The sequence below is a fragment of the Erysipelotrichaceae bacterium 66202529 genome, assembly GCA_017161075.1.
Taxonomy (GTDB): Bacteria; Bacillota_I; Bacilli_A; order Erysipelotrichales; family Erysipelotrichaceae; genus Clostridium_AQ.
Genome location: CP046174.1, coordinates 2,086,021 through 2,100,581, shown reverse-complemented (window position 1 = coordinate 2,100,581; position 14,561 = coordinate 2,086,021). Strand labels below are relative to the sequence as shown.

Below are 14,561 nucleotides of genomic sequence, written 5' to 3'. Positions count from 1 at the left end.
GACCAGCAAAGAAAGCGGAGGTTATTACATGAGAAAAGCATATGTCGTAGCAGCAAAGCGAAGCGCTATCGGAAGCTTCATGGGCGGGCTTACCAACCTGCCCCTGGTAGATCTGGGCGCTGCAGTTTTAAGCAAAACCATTGAGGAAGCAGGCATTGATCCTGCAAATATTGACGAGGTGATCGTCGGTAACGTAATCGCGGCAGGCCTTGGTCAAAACATCGGCCGTCAGGTCAGCATTAAGGCAGGCGTTCCGGTTGAGGTGTGCGCACAGTCCCTGAATATGCTGTGCGGCTCCGGGTTAAAGGCAGTTATGGAAGCAACTATGCGCATCCAGTGCGGCTTTGGTGATATTTTTGTAGCCGGCGGTGTGGAGTCTATGACCAATGCACCGTACCTGGTACCGAGCAAGGTGCGCAACGGTGTGAAAATGGGCGATATGAAAATGGTGGATTCTATGCTGCATGATGGTTTGACAGATGGTATGTACGGTATTCACATGGGTGTTACCGCAGATAATATTGCGAAAAAGTATTCCATTTCCCGTGAGGATCAGGATGCCTTTGCCTACGCATCCCAGCAGAAGGCAATCGCTGCCATCGACTCCGGCCGTTTCCAGGATGAAATCATTCCGGTTGAGGTGCCGGGACGCAAGGGCAGCGTGACGGTATTTGATACCGATGAGCATCCAAACCGCGCATCCACTCCGGAAAAGCTGGCAAAGCTGCGTCCGGCATTCACAAAGGATGGCACAGTTACAGCCGGAAATGCATCCGGTATCAATGATGGTGCCAGCTTCACGATCATCGCCAGTGAGGATGCTGTCAAGAAATACAATCTGACACCGCTGGCTGAGGTAATCGGCATTGGTCAGGGTGGTGTGGATCCACGCGTCATGGGTCTTGGCCCTACCCCGGCAATTCTGCATGCATTGAAATATGCGGATTTAAAAATTAAGGATATGGAGCTGGTTGAACTGAACGAGGCATTCGCTGCACAGGCTCTGGGTGTAATCCATGAGCTAAAGGAAGCTACCGGCATGGATCGCAGCGCCTTTATGGAAAAAACCAATGTCAACGGTGGAGCAATCGCCCTGGGACATCCAGTCGGTGCATCCGGAAACCGTATTCTGGTCAGCCTGCTTCACGAAATGCAGAAGCGCGATGTAAGCATCGGTCTGGCTTCCCTGTGCATTGGCGGCGGACAGGGTGCTGCTGTCATCATTAAGCGCGTATAAACAAAGAAACAAGCTCAAAAGGGCTTGTTTTCCTCTGCTTTCTCAGACATGACGGGAATTTGAAATATCTGTTTCCCGATAAACCGTGCAAAAAAGCAGAGATACGCTTTATTGCAGTATTGCTTTTACCCGACGGTACTCTAATCAAGAAATATCTGAGATAGCGATTTTCACAATGTTTCCCTTTCCCGATATTCTGGTTATTGACAAACGGAATACATTTCACTTATGAATTTTTTCACAAGTTATTGACAAATGCTTAGATTTTAGGTACTATGTTGATGTATTGAGTGTCGTAAGAGACACATATGAATTTTGAAAGAAAGACAGGTAGAGAAAAATGAGAAAAACTTATGTTGTTAGCGCAAAACGTAGTGCAATCGGTAGTTTCTTAGGTTCTTTAACTACCGTAAAACCAGTTGATTTAGGGGCTACAGTAGTGAAGGCACTGCTGGAAGATGGAAAGGTTGCTCCTGATCAGGTAGACGAGCTGCTGTGCGGAAACGTACTGAGTGCTGGTCTGGGACAGAACATCGGACGTCAGGTTGCATTGGCTGCAGGTATTCCTGAAAGCGTATGTGCACATTCTGTAAACATGGTATGCGGTTCCGGACTTCGTACCGTTATGGAGGGTGTTATGTCCATTCAGACAGGCTTCAATGATATCGTTGTTGCCGGTGGTGTGGAATCCATGTCCGGTGCTCCTTATCTGATTCCTGCAAATACGCGTACAGGAAACAAAATGGGAGACTTCAAATGTGTAGACCACATGATCTACGATGCCCTGACAGATGCTATGAACGGTATCCATATGGGTGTTACGGCTGAAAATATTGCCAAGAAATACAACATTACACGTGAAATGCAGGATGCATTCGGTTATGCTTCCCAGCAGAAGGCAATCGCTGCTGTTGATTCCGGACGTTTCAAGGATGAAATCGTTCCGGTAGAAGTGAAGCTGAGAAAAGAAACCATCGTGTTTGATACAGACGAGCATCCAAACCGCAAATCCACTCCTGAAAAAATGGCAAAGCTGCGTCCAGCCTTCATTAAGGATGGAAGTGTAACGGCTGCCAACGCATCCGGTATCAATGATGGTGCTTCCTTCGTTCTGCTGGCTAGTGAAGAGGCTGTAGAAAAATACAACCTGACTCCGCTGTGTGAAGTAGTCGGTATCGGTCAGGGCGGTGTTGATCCACTGACGATGGGTCTTGGCCCTACGCCTGCAATCCGTCATGCCTTGAAGTATGCAGATATGAAGCTGGATGATGTGGAATTGGTTGAGTTGAATGAAGCATTTGCTGCTCAGTCTTTAGGTGTTGTACACGAACTGGTTGAGGAACACGGCATTGACCGTGAGGCTTTCCTGGAAAAGACAAACGTAAACGGTGGCGCAATCGCTCTGGGTCACCCGGTTGGTGCTTCCGGAAACCGTATTCTGGTTACCTTGATCCATGAAATGATCAAGCGTGACGCAAAAACAGGTCTTGCATCTCTGTGCATCGGTGGTGGACAGGGTACTGCTGTTATCGTTAAACGCCCATAATTTAAAAATTGAAGAGGAACCGTTCAGGTTCCCCTTTTTTATATTCTGCAGGGCTTTTGCTTTACGGCTTTTCCTTACAGATGCTATATGATTTCCACAGATGAAGCAGCTTTCTTAAAATGCTTATCCCCTGTTGACTGCCTGTATTTAAACGTTTTTATATATTTTTATACCTTTTTCTTTATATTTTTATTCCTGATACAACCTCGAATTATAGCTGCCTGCTACTGAATTTTAACCATCCCTGCATTTTCTGCAGCTGAAGGAAAGAATACGGCGGTTTTCTTTTATATCAGCAGAAACAGATGCGCAAGCAGATTGATCAACATACACAGCAGGATGCCCAGTATGGTAGGCAATAGGAAGCTTACTGCTGTCCATTTCCAGCTTTGTGTCTCTTTGCGAATGGTAAGCAGCGTTGTCGCACATGGAAAATGCACCAGAGAGAACATAAGGGTACATATAGCTGTTACCCATGTCCAGCCATTGCTGACAAACAATTCCTTTAAGACGGCAAGATCAGAGATGTCTGTCATGGAGCCATTTGCCAGATAAGCCATGATCATAATTGGTACAACGATTTCATTTGCTGGAAAGCCCAGGATAAAGGCCAGCAGGATTACACCATCCAATCCCATTAAATGCGCAAACGGATCCAGAAACATGGAAATATGCTGTAACACACTGATATCCTGTATCTGAATATTGGCCAGCAGCCAGATAATCGCTCCGGCAGGAATTGCCACACTTACTGCCCTGCCCAGTACGAACAGCGTACGGTCAAAAATGGAGCGGACAATCACCTTGCCAAACTGCGGACGCCGGTATGGCGGTAATTCCAGGGTAAAGCTGGAAGGCACTCCCTTCAGCAGCGTTTTTGACAGAAACCGCGAGGTCAGAAAGGTGAGAAAGACGCCAAATACGATGACTCCAGTTAACAGCAGAGTGGAGAACAAGCCGTTCCATGGTGCAGCAGCAACACCCGCAAAGAACATGGTAATGATGCTGATCAGCGTTGGAAAGCGTCCATTACAGGGAACGAAGGTATTCGTGATAATCGCAATCAGCCGTTCTCTGGGACTGTCGATGATCCGTGCCCCGCTGACACCTACCGCATTGCAGCCAAACCCCATGCACATGGTCAGCGCCTGCTTTCCGCACGTACATGCCTTCTGGAAAAAACCATCCAGATTGAATGCGATGCGCGGCAGATAACCAAAATCCTCCAGAAGTGTAAACATTGGAAAGAAGATCGCCATCGGCGGCAGCATAACGGAAATGACCCAGCCGCAGGTCTTGACGACACCATCTACAATAAAGCTGGTAATAGCTGGATTCATACTCCAGGACGCAAACAGCTGATGCAGCCATGCCTGCAAATCCTCAAACATCCCCGACAGCATTTCGCTTGGAACATTCGCTCCGGAAATGGTAATCCAAAATATTACAGATAACAATACGACCATCCACACCAGACCCCAGCCCTTGCTGGTAACGATATGATCAATGCGCATATCCCGCTGCTGGTAGGATGCATTGTTAAATATAATACATTCTTCACTGATTTCCCTTGCTCGTTGATGCAGGGCATGTACAACGATATCCTCAAAGCGTTCATACAGATCCTTATCCTTTAGGATGCGAATCTGTTTCTCCACCTCAGCAGCTACATCCTCTCGATTTTCAATATCCTCATAAAACAGAGTATTGTCAACCTCGGGATCAAGCAGCTTCAAGGCAGTAAATCTTCGGTCAAGACGGCGTGTTTTCATAACCTCTGTTATGCTTACGATCGCCTGCTCCAGATCATCCATATAGTGAACAACCGCAGCCTTATTCTCACTGCGCTGCTCACCGACCTCCTCGATTGCCTCCTTCAATTCCTCAAAGCCCTCATGATTTCGCGCACTCATACCCACGACACGGACATTCAGCAGCTTCTGCAGCTTATCTGTATCAATGGTGATATTTTTCTTTTTCGCCTCATCCATCAGATTCAAAACGAGTACCACGTGGTCGGTAATTTCCATAGTCTGTAATACCAGGTTCAGATTACGCTCCAGCACTGTGGCATCACAGATTACCAGACATACATCGCATGCTTCAAAGCATACGTAATTGCGGGTGACCTCCTCCTCACTGGAATGTGCCAGCAAGGAATACGTTCCCGGCAGATCAATCATCTGATTTTGCCGGTATTTGTGTGTATAGTGTCCTCTGGCTAGCTCTACGGTTTTCCCCGGCCAGTTTCCGGTATGCTGATTCATACCCGTGAGTTCGTTGAACACTGTACTCTTTCCTACGTTGGGGTTTCCCAGCAATGCAATGGTATAGCCCTTTCGCTCTTTCATATACATTTCATTGATATTGTCATTCGCCTGTATCAGCTTCTCAAACAGCATATGCTTCCTCCCTCCCCTGAACCAGAATCCGCGCACTATCTTCACTGCGTAATGCAATCTTACAGCCCTTGATCAGATAAGCACGCATATCCCGACTGGGACTTTCCAAAACCGGAATTACTCCTGTCCCTGGCACAAAGCCAAGATCCATTAGCCTGCGCTTCATCAGAGCCGTATGTTCAATATCGACAACGTAAACCTCTTCGTTGAGCTCAGCATTTTTTAAACAGTTCATTTCTACCCTCCTGCACCTATACTATCAAATCATGGTCAAACAAGCATCCACAAACGCCTACAGCTATCTCTGCATGATACTTTTACGATTATGTCCTTTGCGCATTCCAGCTGTGAATATACCGGTAAGTGCCGTATGAAAACATAAAAAAATGCATAAAAAAAGGAGAAATTCAGCATTCCTCCGTTTTCTTTATTTTACACCGTTTTTTAATAGCTCCATATCCTTACTCATTCGTGCAAGATCATCACGTATCGCGATATGCTGCGGACATAGTGTTTCACATTTTCCGCACTTTTTACAGAAGCTGCTTCTTTCCTCATCCTTCATTTCTTCAAAATAACGTTTCCTTGCAACCTCTGTATTTCCGTACTTCGCATGTTCATTCCAGATGCGGAAATTTTTTGGAATATCCAGTCCAAACGGACAAGGCATACAATAAGCACAGCCGGTACAGCCGTTCATGGTTCTTTTGTTAATCGCATCCGCAATCTCCTTTACCAGACCCTGCTCCGCTTCGCTTAAGGGCTGAAAATCCCCCAACGTAGAAAGATTATCGCGTACCTGCTCCATCGTGGACATACCGCTCAGCACCACCTTGACGTTTGGCTTGCTGGCTACCCAGCGCAGTGCCCATGAGGAAATACTGCGCTGTGGATCTGCCTCCTTTAGACGCGCCGCAAGATCCTGCGGCAGCTGTGATAAGGAACCGCCCTTGATTGGCTCCATGATAACCATCGGAATGCCCAGGCGTTCCGCCAAAGCGTACCCGCGATCTCCGGTCTGAACGTGTGTATCCACATAATTATATTGAATCTGACAGAAATCCCATTTGCGATAGGTCAAAATTTCTTCAAAAACCTCATATTCATCATGGAAGGAAAAGCCGAAATTCCGGATTCTCCCCTGTGCCTTTAATTCTTCACAATAGCTGACAATACCAAGCTTTCTTGCTTTATCCCATTTTTCCTTATCCAGAGCGTGCAGCAGATAAAAGTCCACATAATCAGCCCCCAGGCGCTGTAGCTGCTTTTCAAACATTTCCTTAGCATCATCCAGCGTCTTTATATCCCATAACGGTAATTTGGTAGTCAGATAATAGCTGCTGCGGTCATACTTTTTCAATACACGTCCAACAAACGGCTCGCTGTCTCCGTGATGATACGGAAAAGCTGTATCGATATAGTTCACACCGCTGGCGATAGCTGTATCTAGCATTCTTTCCGCTTCTGCCTCATCAATATTCCCCTGTGCATCCAACGGAAAACGCATACACCCAAAGCCCAGCAGGGATGGCTGATAGCTCTCATTTAACTTTCTGTATTCCATATTCCTTACTCCTCCTCTAATCTTTTGCTGATTCTATTTATATTATAAACGCTGAGGAAGAAAAAGGAAATAAAGCATCGCTGAAAATTACGTTTATTTTAAAGATACACAATATCCTTCACATGTCGCCAGTATACTTGCACTATGAATTTCTTTATAACAATAATTATAATGCTACAGGATACTCATGAAAGATACATCCTCATTTAAAAATCAGCACTTGCTTTAAGAGTTACAGCAGCGTGTTTTCATGATACAGCAGATGCCTGGAAAATTTGAAGGACAATACGGCCTTATCATTCAGTTATATGCTTATACTATTTATACAATCATCACAGATGCGGTTAAAGGTATAAACGCTATCCCCATAAAGGTAGACAGGCCGCTTATATGATTGCCAGCATAGCGCTTGCAGTAGCTTTATCAGGAATGATACAGCATCCTTTAAGCACACAAAATTTTTAAAAAGCTGCAGCAGGAAGCCTTCTGGTATGCATTACATTTACAGTATATGCGTTCTATAAACGACAAACAGGAAGCACGCAAGTCATGGCACCCCATGCTTTGCATACCTCCTGTTTATTTCTATATTCGTAATTCAGAAGCTCTTTCCTATTTACTATTATGCCGTAATACAAAAGCTCTTTATTGATACGTGCTGAGTTCATTTAGATCAAACGGTGTCATTTGATATACATAATTCAGCCAGTTGCGGTATAACAGATTCGCATGAGAGCGCCATTTCAGCACCGGCTCCTGGTCTGGATCATCCTGCGGAAAATAGTTGAAGGGTATCTGAATCTCTTTCCCCTGCTTCAAATCCCGGAAATATTCCTGTGCCAGGGTTTTCTTACCATATTCCAGATGTCCCAGGATGTAAATTTCACGGAAATCCTTTGTCGCAACAATATTGGAGCCTGTTTCATCCGAGCGTGACAGGATTTCCAGTGTGTCCTGCGCTGCCAGCGCTTTCTCATCAATAGCAGTGTGGCGGGAGTGCGGTGTATAATGTATTTCATCGAAGCCGTTTGTCAGAAAATTATATTCATCGCATAATATCTGTGGATAGATTCCAAACACCTTCTGCTTCATGAGATGCTTTTGGATATGATAATGATAATACAGACCGGCCTGCGCTCCCCAACAGATATGCAGTGTGGAATAGACGTGGGTCTTGCTCCATTCCATGATATCGCACAACTCCTCCCAGTAGTCCACATCCTCAAACTCCAGATGCTCTACAGGTGCCCCGGTGATAATCAGACAGTCATAGCGGTTGCTTTTCAGAGTGGAAAAATCATCATAAAATTTCAATAAATGATCGGCACTCGTATTTTTAGATACATGATTGCTGACCATCATAAAATCAATATCCACCTGCAGCGGAGATTTGGATATCAGACGCAAAATCTGTGTTTCCGTTTCAATTTTTTTCGGCATCAGATTCAAAATAACAACCTTAAGCGGACGAATATCCTGCTTTCTGGCGACATCCTCCTCCAATGCAAATATCTTCTCACTCTCCAGTATTTCCTTGGCAGGCAGACCATTTGGTATATTGATCGGCATACTGTTTCATCTCCTATATCTGTGCAAACGCCTGCTTTAAATCTTCTATTATATCATCGATATGCTCGATTCCGCAGGATAGCCGGATCAGACCAGGTGTAATTCCGCAGTTCACCAGCTGTTCATCAGTAAGCTGTCGGTGTGTGGAGCTTGCCGGATGCAAAATACAGGTACGGATATCCGCAACATGCACCTCGAGAGACACCATGTTTAAATGATCGATGAAGGCAGCAGCACGCTCTCTTCCTCCCTTGATGGAAAAGGAAATGACACCACAGCAGCCCTTTGGCAGATATTTCTGTGCAAGCTCATGATATGGATCCTTCTTTAGACCCGGATAGTTAACAAACTCCACTGCCTCCTGCGTTTGCAAAAATTCCGCTGTTTTTAAGGCATTTTCACAATGGCGTTCCATACGGACAGCCAGTGTTTCCAATCCCAGGTTGAGCAAAAAGGCCGCATGGGCAGATGGATAACAGCCCAGATCACGCATCAACTGCACCCGTGCCTTGGTGATATAGGCAGCATTCTGAAAGGTATCTGTATATACGATTCCATGATAGGAAGCATCCGGTGTGCTCAGTCCCGGGAATTTTCCGTTCGCCCAGTTGAAGCTTCCCCCATCGATGATAACACCGCCAACCTGCAGCGCATGTCCATCCATATATTTGGTCGTACTGTGAATTACAATATCCGCGCCAAATGTAAATGGCTGGCACAGCACCGGTGTCGCAAAGGTATTATCCACAAACAACGGGATATCATGTGCATGGGCAGCGCTCGCAAACTTTTCAATATCCAGCACATTCATTGCGGGATTCGCCATAATTTCTCCAAACACCGCTTTCGTATTTGGACGAATCAGCGCTTCAATTTCTGCTTGGGAAGCATCCGGATCCACATAGGATACCTCAATTCCGAATTTCTGGAAGGTGATGGATAAAAGATTCACCGTTCCTCCGTAAATTGTTGACGAGGCCACCAGGTGATCTCCGCTTTCCAATACATTCATCAGCGCGATAAAGGTAGCGGACTGTCCTGAGGTTGTGCATAACGCACCGACACCGCCCTCCAGCGCTGCAATTTTCTTTTCCACCGCATCTACCGTCGGATTGGAGATTCTGGAATACATATGTCCCTCTGCTGTTAAATCAAACAGCTGTCCGACAAATTCTGTAGAGTCATATTTATAGGTCGTGCTCTGATAGATGGGAAGAACACGCGGTTCTCCGTTTTTCGGTTCATAGCCTGCATGCAAACATTTCGATTCAATTTTCATTACAATTACCTCACCTTTCACTGCGTATTATTTTACTATCTTTATGAAAAATATTCAATGTGTTGTGAAAGCTTTTTCAACTAAATCAAAGAGATTTCACATATTCCAGCACCTTCATGATTTCCAGACTCTGCCGTTCACCTAAAACAGGGCTTTCCAGAAGTCCTTTTTCAATGCATTGCACCGCATGCTCGACTTCTCCTGTGAAGTCGGATTGCATTTCTACCTCGATCGGTGTAATGCTGCCATTCTTTTTTAACACTGCTCTGGTATTTTTCCAAAAATTTTCTGTTTCGATTACGCCTTCACTGCCATACAGAACACCGCGATTATCCATCCATTGCTTCCAGCCGCTGCGCACACTGGCAAATACGCCATTGTCATAGGTGATCAGTGCCTGCGTAAACACATCATAGCCTTTTGGTGCACATTCCTTAACTGCCTGTACTGACTGAATATGCCCCTGTGAAAACCAGTTTGCATAGCAGATGGGATAGACGCCTACATCATAGACACTGCCGCCATCCTCTTTCGAAAAGCACCAGTGATCCTCATTCATTCCAGCAGCATCCATCGGATAGGAATAGCTTCCTTCGATATAATTCAGTGTTCCGATAGCCCCCTCCTTCAGCAGCTGCAACAGCTTTTGATTCAAGGGGGTGAACAGCGTTTTTTCCGCTTCCATTAAAAACCGCTTCTGTGTCCGGGCAAGCTGAAAGCATTCCTTTACCTGTTCACTGTTGGCTACCAGCGGCTTTTCACATAGCACATGCTTGCCATGCAGCAATGCCGCCTTGATATGTTCAAAATGGAAGGAATTCGGTGTACATATATAAATCATATCCACATCTGTATCCTGTAAAAGCTCCTCATAATCTCCATATGCCTTTACCGCATGATATGTTTTCTGAAATTCCTCTGCTTTTTCGATAGTACGGGAGCCTACAGCATATAGCTGTGCATGTTTCGCATGTTGAATCCCCTTTGCCACACGATGGGCAATTTGTCCTAGTCCCATGATTCCTACACGTATCATAATTGTCCTCACTTTCTGTCCTCATTTTAACGCACTTTTATCGAATAGAAAAGGTAAATCTTTTCCGATTATGGTAAAATAGAGATAGAAACGGCAAAGGAGGAGCTTTATGAAATACGAAATAATCGGCGGTCAGCTGCCGGCAGTTGTCTGCAAGCTGGATCGCGGAGAAAAGATGTTTACGGAATCCGGTGGAATGTGCTGGATGGAGGAAGGCTTTTCAATGGATAGCAACACACGGGGCGGACTGCTCAAGGGACTGGGAAGAGCCATGTCAGGAGAGTCTATTTTTCTGACAACATACACAAGCAGTCAGGATGATGCGGAAATCGCTTTCGGCTCCAGCTTTCCTGGAAAGATTCTACCGGTAGCACTGGAACCAGGAAAAACACTGATTGTACAAAAGCATGCATTTCTTGCGGCAGAGGATGGTGTGAATTTACAGGCACATTTCCGCAAAAAGCTTGGTACCGGATTTTTCGGCGGAGAGGGCTTCGTCTTACAAAAGTTGACCGGAAATGGTATGGCTTTTTTAGAAATAGATGGTGATATCATTGAGAAAACACTGGCGCCTGGAGAAACTCTGCAGGTAGATCAGGGATATATTGCAGGCTTTGAAGAATCCGTGCAGTTTGATATCACAACGGTAAAGGGATTGAAAAATAAGTTTTTCAGCGGAGAGGGCTTATTTCTGGCTACACTGAGCGGCCCGGGAAAGATTTGGCTGCAGACTATGCCTTTTAGTGTACTTGCAGACCGTATCATATCTTTGGTTCCAAAAGGCTAAGAGCTATATAGAAAGCAGGCTGAAAACGAGTCTGCAGGAAAGAATAGATGTTCTTGAAAAAACAGACATAACAAAATGCACCTCATAATTTGTCCAAATTATGGGGTGCACTTCAATTTTATACCGGCTGTTTTTTATGACCGCAGGATTATGAACTGCGGGAAACATAAGATCTTCATTTCCTCCACCTTTTTAACAGACCGCTTGCTTTTATGAGGTGCACTTTTCATAATGTTCCTTATGCAGCAGCCTTTCTAAAAGCCTGCTATTTCGCTTTGTATTGTATGGTAAACAACCCGACGAATAGCTTAAAAAAGTTTTATGTTTAATCATAAGCAACAGTTACTGCATTTTCCAGTTTCTTTTATCAGATCTGAGTGCAGCAGCTGAAAAACAGAAAATAGTTACTATTTATAGCCAGACCATAATTATGTGAATTAGCTATGAACTGCCAGAATAGGATGTTAGCAAAACAGGGCCTATCGTATCATTCCCTCTCATATGCTGATGCTTTTCTGTAATCCAAAGAACTGTGTATAGGAACAAAATTTAAAAAAATCATAAAATTTAAAAAAAAGGTCTTGTCAATCAACAGAAAATAGTGTATATTATTAGAGCAAACGAAAGATGCGGGTGTAGTTCAATGGTAGAACTTCAGCCTTCCAAGCTGACTACGTGAGTTCGATTCTCATCACCCGCTCCATTATGAGCAAGATTTATGCTCAGAGCCTATGGCTCTGGGCATTTTTGTTAAATCTTACGAAAAATCGGAAGCGAGTTCGTTTGATATATACACGGGATGTGTAAGGAATATTACTCCTTATGCATCCCTTTTTTCTTTTCCTCCTCCGCTGGTTATGATCTTTGAAAATAAAATAGCGAGTACTAAAACAAGAAGTGAGCGACATCTGATGATACGCCAAGACGGTATTTTTAAAATCGCAAAGAAATAAATAATACAAGAGCGATCCATATCAGGCAGAAAAAGCGGTCTCGAAAACCGATTTGCCATGACCTTCGTATAATGATACTTATAAATAAAATGCCCCGTGGAGGGGTTGGTGTGAATCCAATGAATGCTAGCGATAGCTGTTTAGTGCTGCCCCTGCCGAGGGATACGAAAGATATCGGTGATTTATCAGATACCATAGCTTACAGCGGATCCATGATTCGTTGTTACATAGAACTGCTGAGACTTTTTTGCTTTCGGCAGTTTTCTTGTACCAACAAGTCAAGATATGGCTTTGTAGATACAATATGGAAAGGAGGATCGCAAATGCCGCATGAAGATGAAGACCGATGTGTCCATGGTACCTGTGTCTGGTTCAACGACGAAAGAGGCTATGGTTTCCTATTATCTGACGGTGGTGTTTCCAGTATGGTACATTACACGAACATAAAGGAACCCGGCTTCAAGAGACTCTATAGAGGTCAACGCGTGGTCTATGAGGAACTTGATACAGAAAAGGGAAAATCAGCTCATCGGGTAAAATATGAAAAAGATTTCACTTATATAGCCGATCATCGCGACGATCCGGCTGCTTGAGAAATAAAAGAAGATCAGAAGAAGATAGCGGAAGAAACCGCACGGAGGAAAAATATTATGAAAACGATCGCGATCTATAACATCAAAGGCGGAGACGGAAAAACGACCACCGCAAAACACCTGGCTGTCGGACTGGCCAAAAAAGGTATCCGTATATTACTTGCTGATGCTGACGGCCAAGCCAACTGTTCAAAGTCTTTCATCGACAAAAAATTAAAACGAGACCCTGCGTATTATGAAAGCAGTCCCGATGGAGATAAAGAAGCAGCTTTCATCCGTCGTTATATGAATCAGGATCATGGCGCAACGATCTCTACGATTTTCGAAAGTCCGAAAGCAGTAAGCTCTTGTATCCAACATACATCCTATGCGAATCTGGATATCATCCCCAGTGATCTAACGCTCTACCTGGCTGATACGAAACTCCGTCTTAGTGATGGTACCAGAGAGAATAAGTTGAAGAGAGCTACGAATTTCATCAAGAACGATTATGACTATATGATCTTCGACTGCTCCCCTGTCAAATCTCTCGTATCGGTCAATGTCCTATATACGGAGCCTTTGGTCATCATCCCAGTCAGCCCTGCAGATGACTCCATGCAAGGCCTGGCATTGACGCTCAATGAGATCAACGCTTTGAAAGATCTGTATGAAGACTTGGATATCGATTACAGAATCTTGATCGTCAAACGGAAAGACAATATCGAATATCGTGAGAATATCGCAGAGATACGCTCTGCCTTCGGAGGCAAGGTATTCCAAACGATGATCCGTGATCAAAGCAAGCCGGTAGAAAAAGCAGTCAGAGAAAGAAAAACCGTACTGGATCTCCCATCGTCATCCATCGCAGATGACTACCGAAACTTTCTTGATGAACTGGAGGTGATGTTACATGACTGATGTCATCGGAGAAATGCTGAACGATACCTCGAAGGATATGCGTTATAAGCGGATCTTTATCTACGACATCGACCCCTGTGAGTATAATATGTATCCGATGCAGGAGATCGAACAGCTCGCACAGAACATAAGCGAATGCGGACTGCTCCACCCTATCACCCTATACCGCAAAGCAGATGGGCGCTATATGATACTGAGTGGAGAACGACGGTATCGCGCGATGCTGCTAAATTATGAAAAAGGCGATGAGCGTTGGGAAGAGATCCAGGCCATCGTCAAAATGCAGGAGCTTACGATGCGTGAGATCCGAAGATTCGTCCGCAGAGGGAATGCGAACCGGGAAACCTTACCAAAAGAGCTGAAATTGCAGATCGTAAGAGAAGCATTGCTGGACTACCAACAAACGAAAGAGGAAGGGCTCATACCTACCGGAACACTCAAAAGAGAGTGGATCGCAATGGATACCGGATTTAGTGCACGTTCCGTTCAGGACTATCTCAATTTATTGGAGGAGCATCCGAACAAGGAGAAAAAGGAATCGCGATCTTCAAAATACGAAGATATACAGAATACGATGCATGATGTACTCAAGCTTCCGGTGAAGATCACGGACAAGCAGATCAGTATCAAGATAAAGGATGATCTCGATCTTGCGCGCGTCCTCGAGTTGCTGGGAGTAGAGAACTTATAACGAG

The 14,561-nt window shown here is 44.8% G+C and carries 12 protein-coding genes and 1 tRNA gene; 7 read left to right on the top strand and 6 right to left on the bottom strand.

All coding sequences use genetic code 11. The annotated features are described in order from the left end of the window. The first annotated feature begins 28 nt into the window (after positions 1-28). Positions 29-1,237: an acetyl-CoA C-acyltransferase gene (locus tag GKZ87_09980; GenBank protein QSI25778.1), complete on the top strand. Its 1,209-nt coding sequence runs from the start codon at positions 29-31 to the stop codon at positions 1,235-1,237. A 340-nt stretch (positions 1,238-1,577) separates the two neighbouring features. Beyond that, on the top strand, positions 1,578-2,783 hold the full coding sequence (locus tag GKZ87_09975; GenBank protein QSI25777.1) for an acetyl-CoA C-acyltransferase: 1,206 nt from the start codon (positions 1,578-1,580) through the stop codon (positions 2,781-2,783). A 287-nt stretch (positions 2,784-3,070) separates the two neighbouring features. Here the strand turns inward: GKZ87_09975 and feoB are convergent, their stop codons facing one another. The 6 genes from feoB to GKZ87_09945 form a co-directional block, all read right to left on the bottom strand. Then, positions 3,071-5,185 (bottom strand): ferrous iron transport protein B, encoded by a 2,115-nt coding sequence (feoB, locus tag GKZ87_09970; protein QSI25776.1) that lies wholly within the window; start codon positions 5,183-5,185, stop codon positions 3,071-3,073. Then, entirely contained in the window at positions 5,175-5,420 is a 246-nt protein-coding gene (locus tag GKZ87_09965; GenBank protein ID QSI25775.1) for a ferrous iron transport protein A, read from the bottom strand. The genes feoB and GKZ87_09965 overlap by 11 nt, the downstream gene beginning before the upstream one ends. A 192-nt stretch (positions 5,421-5,612) precedes the next feature. Continuing rightward, positions 5,613-6,749, bottom strand: a complete 1,137-nt coding sequence (locus tag GKZ87_09960; protein QSI25774.1) for an aldo/keto reductase — start codon at positions 6,747-6,749, stop codon at positions 5,613-5,615. A gap of 645 nt (positions 6,750-7,394) precedes the next feature. Beyond that, a complete protein-coding gene (locus GKZ87_09955) occupies positions 7,395-8,318 on the bottom strand; it encodes a homoserine O-succinyltransferase (GenBank protein ID QSI25773.1) in 924 nt (307 codons plus the stop codon). Positions 8,319-8,331: 13 nt separating this feature from the next. Further along, positions 8,332-9,597 (bottom strand): aminotransferase class V-fold PLP-dependent enzyme, encoded by a 1,266-nt coding sequence (locus GKZ87_09950; GenBank protein QSI25772.1) that lies wholly within the window; start codon positions 9,595-9,597, stop codon positions 8,332-8,334. A gap of 85 nt (positions 9,598-9,682) precedes the next feature. Next, on the bottom strand, positions 9,683-10,633 hold the full coding sequence (locus tag GKZ87_09945; GenBank protein QSI25771.1) for a gfo/Idh/MocA family oxidoreductase: 951 nt from the start codon (positions 10,631-10,633) through the stop codon (positions 9,683-9,685). A 109-nt stretch (positions 10,634-10,742) separates the two neighbouring features. Between GKZ87_09945 and GKZ87_09940 the strand changes: the two genes are divergently transcribed. The 5 genes from GKZ87_09940 to GKZ87_09920 all read left to right on the top strand — a co-directional run bounded on the left by GKZ87_09940 (position 10,743) and on the right by GKZ87_09920 (position 14,557). Continuing rightward, a complete protein-coding gene (locus GKZ87_09940) occupies positions 10,743-11,420 on the top strand; it encodes a TIGR00266 family protein (protein ID QSI25770.1) in 678 nt (225 codons plus the stop codon). Between the two features lie 629 nt (positions 11,421-12,049). Continuing rightward, positions 12,050-12,123, top strand: a tRNA-Gly gene (locus GKZ87_09935). A gap of 573 nt (positions 12,124-12,696) precedes the next feature. Continuing rightward, positions 12,697-12,966, top strand: a complete 270-nt coding sequence (locus tag GKZ87_09930) for a cold shock domain-containing protein (protein QSI27936.1) — start codon at positions 12,697-12,699, stop codon at positions 12,964-12,966. Between the two features lie 57 nt (positions 12,967-13,023). Continuing rightward, on the top strand, positions 13,024-13,866 hold the full coding sequence (locus GKZ87_09925; protein QSI25769.1) for an AAA family ATPase: 843 nt from the start codon (positions 13,024-13,026) through the stop codon (positions 13,864-13,866). Beyond that, positions 13,859-14,557 carry a sporulation protein SpoOM gene (locus tag GKZ87_09920; protein ID QSI25768.1) on the top strand — a complete coding sequence of 233 codons (699 nt, stop codon included), beginning with the start codon at positions 13,859-13,861 and terminating at the stop codon, positions 14,555-14,557. Before GKZ87_09925 ends, GKZ87_09920 begins: the two co-directional genes overlap by 8 nt. The last annotated feature ends 4 nt before the right edge of the window (positions 14,558-14,561 follow it).

Excerpts from the sequence above, each read along its gene's own strand:
- GKZ87_09980 (QSI25778.1), top strand. The coding sequence starts at position 29 with ATGAGAAAAGCATATGTCGTAGCAGCAAAGCGAAGCGCTATCGGAAGC.
- GKZ87_09975 (QSI25777.1), top strand. The coding sequence starts at position 1,578 with ATGAGAAAAACTTATGTTGTTAGCGCAAAACGTAGTGCAATCGGTAGT.
- feoB (QSI25776.1), bottom strand. The coding sequence starts at position 5,185 with ATGCTGTTTGAGAAGCTGATACAGGCGAATGACAATATCAATGAAATG.
- GKZ87_09965 (QSI25775.1), bottom strand. The coding sequence starts at position 5,420 with ATGAACTGTTTAAAAAATGCTGAGCTCAACGAAGAGGTTTACGTTGTC.
- GKZ87_09960 (QSI25774.1), bottom strand. The coding sequence starts at position 6,749 with ATGGAATACAGAAAGTTAAATGAGAGCTATCAGCCATCCCTGCTGGGC.
- GKZ87_09955 (QSI25773.1), bottom strand. The coding sequence starts at position 8,318 with ATGCCGATCAATATACCAAATGGTCTGCCTGCCAAGGAAATACTGGAG.
- GKZ87_09950 (QSI25772.1), bottom strand. The coding sequence starts at position 9,597 with ATGAAAATTGAATCGAAATGTTTGCATGCAGGCTATGAACCGAAAAAC.
- GKZ87_09945 (QSI25771.1), bottom strand. The coding sequence starts at position 10,633 with ATGATACGTGTAGGAATCATGGGACTAGGACAAATTGCCCATCGTGTG.
- GKZ87_09940 (QSI25770.1), top strand. The coding sequence starts at position 10,743 with ATGAAATACGAAATAATCGGCGGTCAGCTGCCGGCAGTTGTCTGCAAG.
- GKZ87_09930 (QSI27936.1), top strand. The coding sequence starts at position 12,697 with ATGCCGCATGAAGATGAAGACCGATGTGTCCATGGTACCTGTGTCTGG.
- GKZ87_09925 (QSI25769.1), top strand. The coding sequence starts at position 13,024 with ATGAAAACGATCGCGATCTATAACATCAAAGGCGGAGACGGAAAAACG.
- GKZ87_09920 (QSI25768.1), top strand. The coding sequence starts at position 13,859 with ATGACTGATGTCATCGGAGAAATGCTGAACGATACCTCGAAGGATATG.